General features: G+C 67.9%; 12 protein-coding genes. 5 read left to right on the top strand and 7 right to left on the bottom strand.

Translation table 11 applies throughout. From position 1 onward, the window contains the following. Together KDH83_RS26295 and KDH83_RS26290 are read right to left on the bottom strand one after the other, a co-directional pair. A partial coding sequence (locus KDH83_RS26295; protein ID WP_212321080.1) for a DUF3053 family protein occupies positions 1–567 on the bottom strand: 567 nt, incomplete at its 3' end. Between the two features lie 184 nt (positions 568–751). After that, the gene (locus KDH83_RS26290) at positions 752–1261 is read right to left on the bottom strand and encodes a GNAT family N-acetyltransferase (RefSeq protein WP_212321078.1); all 510 of its coding nucleotides are present in this window, start codon (positions 1259–1261) and stop codon (positions 752–754) included. 130 nt (positions 1262–1391) lie between these two features. On the opposite strand from KDH83_RS26290, the gene KDH83_RS26285 reads away from it, so the two are divergent. The 3 genes from KDH83_RS26285 (at position 1392) to KDH83_RS26275 (ending at position 3788) form a co-directional block, all read left to right on the top strand. Continuing rightward, positions 1392–1748: a hypothetical protein gene (locus KDH83_RS26285; protein WP_212321076.1), complete on the top strand. Its 357-nt coding sequence runs from the start codon at positions 1392–1394 to the stop codon at positions 1746–1748. A gap of 983 nt (positions 1749–2731) precedes the next feature. Next, positions 2732–3007, top strand: coding sequence for a hypothetical protein (locus tag KDH83_RS26280; protein WP_103273513.1), 276 nt, complete (start codon positions 2732–2734; stop codon positions 3005–3007). Between the two features lie 88 nt (positions 3008–3095). Further along, positions 3096–3788, top strand: coding sequence for a cytochrome b/b6 domain-containing protein (locus KDH83_RS26275; RefSeq protein WP_212321074.1), 693 nt, complete (start codon positions 3096–3098; stop codon positions 3786–3788). 141 nt (positions 3789–3929) lie between these two features. Here the strand turns inward: KDH83_RS26275 and KDH83_RS26270 are convergent, their stop codons facing one another. Then, positions 3930–4388, bottom strand: coding sequence for a cytochrome c (locus KDH83_RS26270; protein ID WP_212321072.1), 459 nt, complete (start codon positions 4386–4388; stop codon positions 3930–3932). Between the two features lie 62 nt (positions 4389–4450). Then, positions 4451–5827 (bottom strand): adenylosuccinate lyase, encoded by a 1377-nt coding sequence (purB, locus tag KDH83_RS26265; RefSeq protein ID WP_212321070.1) that lies wholly within the window; start codon positions 5825–5827, stop codon positions 4451–4453. Between the two features lie 157 nt (positions 5828–5984). Between purB and KDH83_RS26260 the strand changes: the two genes are divergently transcribed. Continuing rightward, on the top strand, positions 5985–6593 hold the full coding sequence (locus KDH83_RS26260; RefSeq protein WP_212321068.1) for a glutathione S-transferase: 609 nt from the start codon (positions 5985–5987) through the stop codon (positions 6591–6593). 169 nt (positions 6594–6762) lie between these two features. Here the strand turns inward: KDH83_RS26260 and KDH83_RS26255 are convergent, their stop codons facing one another. The 3 genes from KDH83_RS26255 to KDH83_RS26245 all read right to left on the bottom strand — a co-directional run bounded on the left by KDH83_RS26255 (position 6763) and on the right by KDH83_RS26245 (position 9743). Next, positions 6763–7581 (bottom strand): sulfite exporter TauE/SafE family protein, encoded by an 819-nt coding sequence (locus KDH83_RS26255; protein WP_212321066.1) that lies wholly within the window; start codon positions 7579–7581, stop codon positions 6763–6765. 106 nt (positions 7582–7687) lie between these two features. Then, positions 7688–8806, bottom strand: a complete 1119-nt coding sequence (gene mnmA, locus KDH83_RS26250) for a tRNA 2-thiouridine(34) synthase MnmA (protein WP_212321064.1) — start codon at positions 8804–8806, stop codon at positions 7688–7690. 7 nt (positions 8807–8813) lie between these two features. Continuing rightward, positions 8814–9743 (bottom strand): LysR substrate-binding domain-containing protein, encoded by a 930-nt coding sequence (locus KDH83_RS26245; protein ID WP_212321061.1) that lies wholly within the window; start codon positions 9741–9743, stop codon positions 8814–8816. 227 nt (positions 9744–9970) lie between these two features. On the opposite strand from KDH83_RS26245, the gene KDH83_RS26240 reads away from it, so the two are divergent. Then, positions 9971–10957, top strand: a 987-nt coding sequence (locus KDH83_RS26240; RefSeq protein WP_212321060.1) for a tripartite tricarboxylate transporter substrate binding protein, incomplete at its 3' end; no start/stop codon positions are given.

Below are 10957 nucleotides of genomic sequence, written 5' to 3'. Positions count from 1 at the left end.
GATGTCGGCGGCGTTCGCCGCCACGAAATCGGCGATGGCCAGCGCGTCGCGCGCCACGGCATCCAGCGTGGCGGCCGCGGCCAGCAGCTCGTTGGCGGGGGCGGTCAGGGATTCGTCGTACACGCCGTCATAGGCTGGCGCCAGATCGGGCGGCAGCTCCAGCCCGGAACGGACCTTGTCCGCCCGCGCGCGCGCCTCGCGCACGGCCGCGACATTGGCCTGCAGCGTCTTGCGGGCCAGCGTCAGCGCGTCGCGGCGCGCGACGATGTCGCCGACCGAGCGCAGCGTCTCGGTGGCCAGCACCTCGCGCAGGGGCTGCGCGGCCTTGCGCAGCTCGGCCTGGTAGTCCGACATGATGCCGTAGGCGTGCGCGTAATCGCCCAGCGCCTGCCGTTCTTCCTTGCTCAGGGGAGGCAAGGCGGCCGGTCCGCCGGCGGCGGCCTCATCCCGGCTCTGCAGCAGCGCGATGAAGGCGGCGCGCGCCTCCGGCTCGCGATTGCCGCAGGCGCCCAGCAGCAGCGCCGACGCCGCGACCAGGCCTATCAGGCATACACGCAGCCAAGCCATGCCTACCCTCCTATTCCGCATGCCGAACCAGGCAATCCGCGCCGCCAACGGCCGCGCATGGCCTCATGCCTTGCCACGCGGCCTGCGGCGCTACATGACACCAATTATCCCGAAGCCCCGACCGGCCGCCGCCGACAGGCGGAATTTGTTGCCATCGAAGCGATATGACACAGGCCCGCGCCGCTCATGGCCGCAGGTCATGCGCCATCGCCACCCGCCTCGCGGGATCGAAGCCCGCCGCGGCCTCTTCATCCAGCCGGGCACGCAGGGCCGGTCCCTGGCGCCCGCGTTCAAGCTCGAAGAAGCCCCGGCGTCGATAGTAAGGCCCGTTCCAGGACAGCTCGCGGTCGGTGGTCAGCAACACGGAGGCGTAGCCGCCATCCCGGGCGTGCGCGATCACCGCCGCCAGCAGCGCCGAGCCCAGCCCGCGCCCCTGCCGCGGCAAGGCCACGGACATCTCGAGCAGGAACAGCGACCCATCCATGGGTTCGGCCAGCGCGAACCCGCCCGGCTGGCCATCGGCCTCGGCCACCCACAGCAGCCCGGCGGCCTGCGCCTGACGCAGGATATCGACGGGCAAGGTGTCGCCCTCGACGGCCCAGCGCATGGGCGTGCCGGCAAAACGCGCGGCGGCCGAGCGCTCGATGGCGGCAAGGCCGGGAAGATCGGCAAGAAGAGCGGGGCGGACGGTCATGGGGCACAGAGTATGCCGCAAAGCACTGCGTCATGCCGGCGCGGACGGCGCGGTCCGGCCGGCGGCAGCCGCGCATCCCCTACAATCAGCGGCTTCCGGCCCCGGCGGCCGCATCGACCCGCATTCACCCATGAGCTCGAACACTTCCTCCGACTGGGGCTTCGCCCAGCCCGATTGCCGCGGCGCGGCCGCCCTGCTGTTCTTCATGAACGACCTGGCCCGCGTCGTCAACCAGTACCTGGGCGACGGCCGGCTGTCACAGGAAGCACTGACGGACGCACAGAAGGCGGTGGACGCGTTGCTGGCGCGCTACGTCGAGATCAGGGCCGCGCCCGAGGCCTTCGACGGCGAAGCGATCGGGCTGGCCCTGGAAACCCAGCCGCTGCCCGACGGCTCGACCGCCGCGCACGTGGCGCTGCGCATGTCGCCGCGCCTGGAAGGCCTGATCATCGAGGCGCAGCGTCAGGCGAGCCCGACGACGCATTGAGCGGGCGGGTCCGGTCCTTTCACCGCGGTTCGCTCCAAGCCCTTGATTTTTATCGAAAGCTGGGATATGATCGTTTGTTGCCTACGTTCTTCTAAATAAAAAAGGCAACCGACGGGCAACCGGCAAGACCGGATTCAGGGCACTGAATCCAAAGCAAACGGTCCAAAGCAAACGGCCAGAGTACGAAGCTCGCAGCGCAAAACCTGCGGCGCGCCCTGCCCGCTGACGGCAAGTAGCAAGCACATGGCTTGACGCATACGACGGCGGAAGGCCAACCCGGATCCGGAACACGATCGACAGCCCATCCAATGGCGAAGGCTGCATCCATTCCAGGCAGACGAGCGAAGACCCGGATCCCCATGCTGCGGAAAGCCCGCGACATGCCGGAAAGAAGAACAAGCACGACGGGCCGGAATTTTCCGGACCAGAAAAGAACGGACCAAGACCGGTTCCTTTCGGCCCGCCCGCCGCCTTGAGCGGCACATTCATGCGCTTGCCGGCCCGGCCCTTGCCCAGCCTTGCGCAAGCCACATGGCGCCACGGCGCTCGACGACCGGCCCCCTGTTGCCGGCCCGACAGCAGCAACGCGGCGCATTCCGCGCCCCGCCGGAGAACCGCCAGTCCGGTTTTCCACCCTCGGGGATTCTGGGAGTAAATCCCGGACCAACCGGGACGGCCCAAGCCGCCCCGCAACGCCCATGCCGCGTACGCGCCCGCCGGCCCATTGCCGGATGCCGCGTCCCGCCCCAGGGCGCGCACCGCCGGAGACTGCGCCGGCGCGCGCAAACCGCCTTGCCCCTGCGCGCCATGATCCGGCGCAATACAGGCGTCATGGCAATGCCTTAGTGTCTTTCCTGGGATCCGACGCGAAACGTCGCGATCGGGCCAGCGGCGCCGCGGTGCGGAATATTGAATCCGCAAGGCGCCATGGCCAGGCCGGACACCGCTTTTTCCATAACAAGAACTTCAAAGAGAACACCAATATGAATACTCGCTTCACCACCTCGGACCTGATCCGACGCCCGGCCCACACGCAGCTGGACGACATGCCGATCCACATCGGCGACATCGTGTACCTGCAACCGGCCAACGGCCCGGCGATCCGCGCCGCGGTCATCTTCAACGCGCCCATCGACGGCATGACGACCTACACCACGGAAGTCCTGCCGGCCGGCGCGGCGCAGAAGACGCCCGCCCAGCGCATCCGCTTCCGCCACGAACACGTGCATCGCATCGAGTCCGTCCGCCGCGCGGCCTGAGCCCGCGCAAACACCGCCGCCCGCCCGGGCGGCGGCCTGATTTCCGCGTGATACAGTCGCAGCAGCATTTTTCCTCGCGGATCCAACCATGCAGAACAACCGCCAAGCCGTCCTGATCTGGGACCTTCCCACCCGTCTGTTCCACTGGGCGCTGGTCGTCTGTATCGTGGGCGCGTTCGTCACCGTCAAGCTTGGCGGTCTCTACATGGACTGGCACATGCGCTTCGGCTGCGCGACGCTGGGGCTGATCCTGTTCCGGCTCATCTGGGGCTTCATCGGCCCGCGCTATGCGCGTTTCAGCCAGTTCCTGCGCGGCCCCGCCGCCGTCGCCCGCTACCTGAAAGGGGCCGCGGCGCCCGCCGGGCACAATCCGCTGGGGGCGCTGTCGGTGCTGGCGCTGCTGCTGGTGCTGGGCTTCCAGGCGGTCAGCGGCCTGTTCACCACCGACGACATCATGGTGCAAGGGCCGCTGTACGGCCACGTCGCCGAAGCCACCGCCAGCGCGCTGACGTCCTGGCACAAGCTCAACGAGTGGGTCATCATCGGGCTGGTCGCGCTGCATCTGCTGGCCGTGGCCTGGTACGCGCTGGTGCGCCGCAAGCGCCTGGTGCGCGCCATCATCACCGGCAAGGCCGATGCCAAGGACGTGCCGCCCGGCACGCCGCCGGCCGACAACGGCGCGGCCGTCTGGCTGCGCGCGCTGCTGCTGGCGGCCATGGTGACAGGCTTGGTGCTCTGGATCCGCTCGCTGGAGATCGTCGCCGACATGTCGTTCTCCTGAGCCGCTCAGGCGCCACGGCGAAAACAAAGCCGCCCGGATGTCCGGGCGGCTTTTTCTTTGCACGTGGCGCGCAATAAAAACGCCCCCGAGGCACGTGGCCCGGGGGCGTTGCATCGACACGGGCGCTGCGCCCGCGGCGACTTACTTCTTCTTGCGGTACGAGTCGTGGCAAGCCTTGCAGCTCGCGCCCACGTCGCCGAAGGCGGCGCGCAGCTTGTCCAGGTCGCCGGCGTCGGCGGCGGCCGAGAGCTTGACGATGTTGTCCTGGAAGGCCTGCTGCTTCTGCTTGAAGCCGGCGGCATCGCTCCAGATCTCGGGACGGGCGTCGCCGCCTTCCGTGCCCGCGCCGAAGGCCGTCCACGGCAGCGCCGACAGGGTCTTCAGGACTTCGACATTGGCCTTGATCTGCGCGGCATCGTAAGGCGCCTGGCCCTTGATCACCGGCGTCATGCGGCCGAAGTGCGAGGCCATCAGCGTCAGCGCCGACTGGCGGTACTTGACCGCGTCCTCGGGCTTGGCGAACTGCGCCTGGGCGGACGTCGCCAGCAGCGGGCCCACGGTCATACAGGCCAGCGCGGCGAGCATGGACAACTTCTTCATAACAACCTCCCGTGAATGAAACAAGAATGCCGCGCGCCCCGCGCGCGGCGGACGGACTCGGATCAGACCGAGCGCGCCAGCTGCGCCGCCAGACCGATATAGGATCGCGGCGTCATGGCCAGCAGTCGGACCTTGGGTTCTTCGGGTAGTTCCAGGCCCTGGATGAATTCACGCAGGGCCTGCTCGGTGATGCCCTTGCCGCGCGTCAGCGCCTTGAGCTGCTCGTAGGGCTGGGGCAGGCCATAGCGGCGCATCACGGTCTGCACCGGCTCGGCCAGGACTTCCCAGCAGGCGTCGATGTCGGCGTCGATGGCGGCAACGTTCACTTCCAGCTTGCCCAGGCCGCGCATGCAGGCATCCCAGGCTACCAGGCAGTAACCCAGGCCCACGCCCAGGTTGCGCAGCACGGTGGAGTCGGTCAGGTCGCGCTGCCAGCGCGAGATCGGCAGCTTGTCGGCCAGGTGGCGCAGCACGGCGTTGGCCAGGCCCAGGTTGCCTTCGGAGTTCTCGAAGTCGATCGGGTTGACCTTGTGCGGCATGGTCGACGAGCCGACCTCGCCTTCCTTCAGGCGCTGCTTGAAGTAGCCCAGGGCCACGTAGCCCCAGATGTCGCGGTCCAGGTCCAGCACGATGATGTTGGCGCGGACCACGGCGTCGAACAGCGCCGACATCCAGTCGTGCGGCTCGATCTGGATGGTGTGGCGGTTCTGGGTCAGGCCCAGGCCGGCCAGCACCTTCTGGCTGAACGCGGGCCAGTCGATCTCGGGATAGGCCGACAGGTGGGCGTTGTAGTTGCCGGTGGCGCCGTTGAGCTTGGCGAGCGGCTCGACGGCCTCGACGGCGGCGATGGCGCGGTTCAGGCGCGCGGCCACGTTGGCGAATTCCTTGCCCAGCGTGGTCGGGCTGGCCGGCTGGCCGTGCGTGCGCGACAGCATGGGCTGGTCGGCCTGGGCCACGGCCATCTCGTTGAGCTTGGCGGCGATCTCACGCAGGCGCGGCAGCACCACCTGGTCGCGCGCGCGGGTCAGCATCAGCGCGTGCGAGGTGTTGTTGATGTCTTCCGAGGTGCAGGCGAAGTGGATGAATTCGGCGGCGCGGGCCAGTTCGGCGTCGTCGGCGACCTTTTCCTTCATCCAGTACTCGACGGCCTTGACGTCGTGGTTGGTGACGCGCTCGATGTCCTTGATGCGGGCGGCGTCGGCCTCGGAGAAGCCTTCCACCAGCTGGCGCAGACGCTGGCGAGCGGCCTCGGAGAAAGCGGGCAGCTCGGGCAGGCCGGCATCGGACAGGGCCACCAGCCAGGCGGCCTCGACCTCGACGCGGTGGGCCATGAAGCCGGCTTCGGACAGCAGGCCGCGCAGCGCGTCGCCCCGGGATGCGTAGCGGCCATCCAATGGCGAAAGGGCGTTGAGTTGGCTAAGCTGGTCGGCGATCTGCATGGTCTGTGAGGGAAAAAGCGACAGAGGGGAAAACCCGGCGATTTTATCATCCGGGACGCGTCCACATTGTGGCAAACTGGCTGGCATCCGGCCGCGGCGGGCCGCCGTCATGCGGCCTGCTATACTTCGGCCGCTTTCCGACTCCGCTTGTGACTCCATGAAACTGATCGGCTCGCTTACCAGTCCTTACGTGCGCAAAGTGCGTATCGTCATGGCCGAGAAAAAGCTGGACTACCGGCTTGAAATCGAAAACGTCTGGTCCGCCGACACGCAGATCCAAACGTACAACCCGCTGGGCAAGGTGCCTTGCCTGGTCATGGAAGACGGCGGCGCCCTGTTCGACTCGCGCGTCATCGTCGAATACGTGGACACGCTATCGCCAGTCGCCCGCCTGATCCCGCAACCGGGACGCGACCGCGCGGCCGTGAAGTGCTGGGAAGCCATCGCCGACGGCCTGCTGGACGCCTGCGTCACCATCGTCAAGGAAAGGCAGCGCCCCGAAGCGCAACGCAGCCAGGAATGGATCGACCGCCAGTACGGCAAGATCCACGCCAGCCTGGACGCCATGGACAAGAGCCTGGGCGAGAACGCCCACTGCATGGGCATCAACTACAGCCTGGCCGACATCGCCGTGGGCTGCGCGCTGGGCTACCTGGATCTGCGCTTCGCCGAACTGGACTGGCGCACCGGCCATCCCAATCTGGCCCGCCTGTACGACAAGCTGGCGCAGCGCCAATCCTTCGTGGACACAGTACCCCAGATTTAACCCACCCCCGCAGCGCTGCGCGCTTCCCCCTCAAGGGGGCGTCGCTGCGGACCGGAGGGCGGAACCCACCCCCGAAGCGCTGCGCGCTCCCCCTCAAGGGGGCGTCGCTGCGGACCGGCAAAGCCGGCTCCGCGCGACCCCACTAGCACATACGGCTTGCCTTCGTCTTTCAGCCGCCGAAGGCCTGCCCCGCCTTGAACAGCATGTACGCCGACAGCGCGAACAGCAAGCAGGCGAACACCTTCTTCAGCGTGGCCACCGGCAGGCGATGCGCCATGCGCGCGCCCAGCGGCGCGGTCAGCACGCTGGCGCAGACCAGCGCGATCAGCGCCGGCCAGTAGATATAGCCCAGCATGCCCGGACGCGAGACGGACTCATTCAGGCCCGACACCACGTAGCCCGCGCTGTTGGCCAGCGCGATGGGAAAGCCCAGCGCCGCCGAGGTGGACACGGCGTTGTGCAGGGCCACGTTGCACCAGACCATGAAGGGCACGGACAGGAAGCCGCCGCCGGCGCCCACCAGGCCCGACAGGAAACCGATGCCCACGCCGGCCGCGCTGGTGCCCGCGACGCCGGGCATCTGGCGGCTGGGCTTGGGTTTCTTGTTGCGCAGCATGCTCCAGCCGGAATAGCCCACGAACAGCGCGAAGAACAGCGACAGCCAGTGCGAGCTAAGCGCGGCGAACACCGCGCCGCCCGACAGCAGGCCGCCGATGATGATGCCCGGCGCCATCGCGGCGACGATGCCCCATTTGATGGTGCCGCGCTGCTGGTGCGCGCGCACGCTGGAGATCGAGGTGAACAGGATCGAGGTCATGGACGTGGCGATGGCCGCGTGCACCACCAGGTCGGCCGGCATGCCCTTCCAGCTGAACAGCATGGTCAGGAACGGCACCAGCACCATGCCCCCGCCTATGCCCAGCAAGCCCGCCGCGAAGCCCGCCGCCGCGCCCAGCGCCAGCAGGCAAATCACCATCGTCACATCCACGTCCCTCTCCCCTTTTTGATGTCATGAACAAGGCCCCGCGCGGGGGCCTTGGTGTGTTGCGCGGTCAAGCCGCGCGCCGGGCCGGCCTCTGCGGGCCGACCGTCAGCTAGGCAATGATACCCCCGCCCAGGCAGATATCGCCGTCATACAGCACGGCGGACTGGCCCGGCGTGACGGCCCATTGCGCTTCTGGAAACACCAGCGCGAAGCGTCCGTCGGCGGCATCCTCCAGCCGGCAGGCCGCGTCGGCCTGGCGGTAGCGGGTCTTGGCGCCATAGCCGCGCGCCTCGGGCGGGCGGCCCGCCACCCAGCTGGCGTCCTGCGCCTGCAAGCGGTTCGACAGCAGCCAGGGATGGTCATGTCCCTGCACCACATAGAGCCGGTTGCGCTCCAGGTCCTTGCGCGCCACGTACCAGGCCTCGGCCGTGCCGTCCTCGCGCTGCTTGCCTTTCACGCCGCCCACGCCCAGGCCCTTGCGCTGGCCCAGCGTGTAGAACGACAGGCCTTCGTGGCGGCCCACCTTCTGGCCTTCCGGCGTCAGGATCGGCCCCGGCTCGGTCGGCAGATAGCGGTTCAGGAACTCGCGGAACGGCCGCTCGCCGATGAAGCAGATGCCCGTGGAATCCTTCTTGGCCGCGTTGTGCAGGCCGATCTCGTGCGCGATGCGGCGCACCTCGGTCTTGTGGATCTCGCCCAGCGGGAACAGCGTGCGCGACAGCTGCGCCTGGTTCAGGCGATGCAGGAAGTAGCTCTGGTCCTTGGACCCGTCCAGCGCCTTGAGCAGCTGGAATTCCGTGCCGCCGCCTGCCGCCGGCACCTCGCGCACGCGCGCGTAGTGGCCGGTGGCGATGTGCTCGGCGCCCAGCGCCATGGCGTGGTCCAGGAAGGCCTTGAACTTGATCTCGGCGTTGCACAGCACGTCGGGATTGGGCGTGCGGCCGGCGGAATACTCGCGCAGGAACTCGGCGAAGACGCGGTCCTTGTATTCGGCGGCGAAATTGACGTATTCGAATTCCACGCCGACCAGATCGGCGACGCTGGCCGCGTCCAGCAGATCCTGGCGGGTGGAGCAGTATTCGGAATCATCGTCGTCTTCCCAGTTCTTCATGAACAGGCCGACGACCTCGTAGCCTTGCTGCTTGAGCAGCCAGGCGGTGACCGAAGAATCGACCCCGCCGGACATGCCGACGACAACGCGGCCTTTCTTGGTGGATGTTTGGCTCATGATGCGATCATTTTAGTGCGATGGGATCCGCGGACTCTTCTGGCCGGGGCTCCGCCGCGCGCGAGACTTCCATCAGCCAGGCGCGGAATGCCTGCAGCGTCGGCAGGCTGGCTTTCTGTTCGGGATAGCACAGGTAATAACCCATGCGCGCCCGGATCGGCAGCTCCACGGCGACCGACAGCCGGCCGTCGCGCAGTTCGTCCTCGACCAGGCAGCGCGGGATCAGCGCCACGCCGAAACCGGCGGCGGCGGCCTGCGACAGCAGCGCGTACTGGTCGAAGCGCGCTCCTTCCAGGCTGCGGCGGGTGTCGCAGCCGGCCTGCTCGAACCAGTCGCGCCAGCCGTCCAGCGCGGACGTGTGGTGCAAGAGCGGATAGGCCAGCAGGTCTTCGGGGGCGGCGCAGCCGCCGGGGATCAGCCTGGGGCTGTACACGGGCACGATGTCCCGGCCCACGATGTAGTCGGCGCCGCTGCCGGGCCAAAGCCCCTCGCCGAAGCGCACGGCGGCGTCCAGCTCGGGGGTGGAGAAATCGTAGCCCTGGCGGTGCGGCAGGAATTCGACGTGGATGTCCGGGCGCTGGCGCATGAAGGCCGTCAGGCGCGGGATCAACCAGCGCGCGCCGAATGTGGGCATACAGGTCAGGTTCAGCGTGCCGCCGCGCCCCTGGTGCGCGATCAGTTCCACCGTGGCCGCCTCGATCTGCCCCAGGCCTGCCTGGATCTTGGCCAGGTAGGCGCGGCCGGCCTCGGTCAACACCAGGCCTTGCCTGATGCGCAGGAATAGCTCGACGCCGACAAAGGCTTCCAGATGCTTGACCTGCTTGCTGACGGCGCCTTGCGTGACGCAAAGCTCCTGGGCGGCGCGGGTGAAGCTGGAATGCCGGGCGGCCACTTCAAAGGCCTGCAGATCGGTCAGGGACGGGCAGAAACGCCGCATGCGTGAAGCTCCCGCGACCGGCGCGGGCTCCTTGCCCGCCAGGGGGCATGTCGCCTCGGGATCCACGGCCCGCAGCAAAAAGGGGACGCGCTCCGGAAAGAGGCATGAAAAAAAGTCATAGATTACGGAGAAACTTTCGTTTGCGCAAACCGCCCCCGAAAGAAAGAATCGTTTGCCTGGCGGATGCGTTTTCGCATCCGCCTTCCAATTTTGTACAAGGGGAAACCATGCAACGCCGTAACGTAGTCCTGGGCCTGTGTGTCGCCGCCGCGACCCTGGCCGCTCCGCTGGCCTCGGGCATCGCCCATGCCCAGGATGCCTATCCCAGCAAGCCCGTGCGCCTGATCGTGCCCTTCCCGCCCGGCGGCACCACCGACATCGTCGGCCGCCTGTTCGCCGACAAGCTCGGAAAGGAACTGGGCCAGACCGTGGTGGTGGAAAACCGTGGCGGCGCCGGCGGCTCGATCGGCAGCGCCTTTGTTGCCAGCAGCGCGCCGGACGGCTATACCTTGGGAATCGCCACCGTCAGCACGCACGGCATCAACCCGGCCATCTACCCGAACCTGCCGTTCGATGGCGAGAAGGACTTCACGCCCGTCTCGAACCTGGCCGCCGTGCCCAACATCATGACCGTCAACCCGAAAGTCCCGGCCAGGAACATTGCCGATTTCATCAAGCTGGCCAAGAGTGAACCCGGCAAGCTGACCTATGCGTCGGCCGGCAACGGCTCGGTCTCGCACATGATGGGCGAGCTGTTCAAGATGGCCTCTGGCACCAGCCTGATGCACGTGCCCTACCGCGGCGTCGGCCCGGCGCTGAACGACGCGCTCGCCGGCCAGGTGGACGTGCTGTACGACAACCTGCCCTCGACGCTGCCGCACGCGCAATCCGGCCGCCTGGTGCCGCTGGCCGTGGCCTGGCCCAAGCGCGTGGCCAGCCTGCCCGACGTGCCCACCTTCGCCGAAGCCGGCCTGCCGGCGGTGAACGATGCCTCCTGGTTCGGCCTGGTCGCGCCGGCCAAGCTGCCCCAGCCGGTGCTGGACAAGCTCAATGCCGCCGTGCGCAAGGTCAGCGCCGATCCGGACGTCAAGGCCAAGCTCGAAGCGCTGGGCGCCGCGCCCGCCGCCAACTCCCCGGCCGAATTCGCCGCGCAGATCTCGGCCGAAATCGCCAAGAACAAGCGCATCGCCAAAGAAGCCAACGTGAAGATCGAC

Source organism: Achromobacter sp. Marseille-Q0513 (assembly GCF_018195695.1).
GTDB lineage: Bacteria > Pseudomonadota > Gammaproteobacteria > Burkholderiales > Burkholderiaceae_B > Achromobacter.
The sequence above is the reverse complement of the archived record's forward strand: the minus strand, read 5'-3'. Positions and strand labels throughout refer to the sequence as shown.

Excerpts from the sequence above, each read along its gene's own strand:
- KDH83_RS26290 (WP_212321078.1), bottom strand. The coding sequence starts at position 1,261 with ATGACCGTCCGCCCCGCTCTTCTTGCCGATCTTCCCGGCCTTGCCGCC.
- KDH83_RS26285 (WP_212321076.1), top strand. The coding sequence starts at position 1,392 with ATGAGCTCGAACACTTCCTCCGACTGGGGCTTCGCCCAGCCCGATTGC.
- KDH83_RS26280 (WP_103273513.1), top strand. The coding sequence starts at position 2,732 with ATGAATACTCGCTTCACCACCTCGGACCTGATCCGACGCCCGGCCCAC.
- KDH83_RS26275 (WP_212321074.1), top strand. The coding sequence starts at position 3,096 with ATGCAGAACAACCGCCAAGCCGTCCTGATCTGGGACCTTCCCACCCGT.
- KDH83_RS26270 (WP_212321072.1), bottom strand. The coding sequence starts at position 4,388 with ATGAAGAAGTTGTCCATGCTCGCCGCGCTGGCCTGTATGACCGTGGGC.
- purB (WP_212321070.1), bottom strand. The coding sequence starts at position 5,827 with ATGCAGATCGCCGACCAGCTTAGCCAACTCAACGCCCTTTCGCCATTG.
- KDH83_RS26260 (WP_212321068.1), top strand. The coding sequence starts at position 5,985 with ATGAAACTGATCGGCTCGCTTACCAGTCCTTACGTGCGCAAAGTGCGT.
- mnmA (WP_212321064.1), bottom strand. The coding sequence starts at position 8,806 with ATGAGCCAAACATCCACCAAGAAAGGCCGCGTTGTCGTCGGCATGTCC.
- KDH83_RS26245 (WP_212321061.1), bottom strand. The coding sequence starts at position 9,743 with ATGCGGCGTTTCTGCCCGTCCCTGACCGATCTGCAGGCCTTTGAAGTG.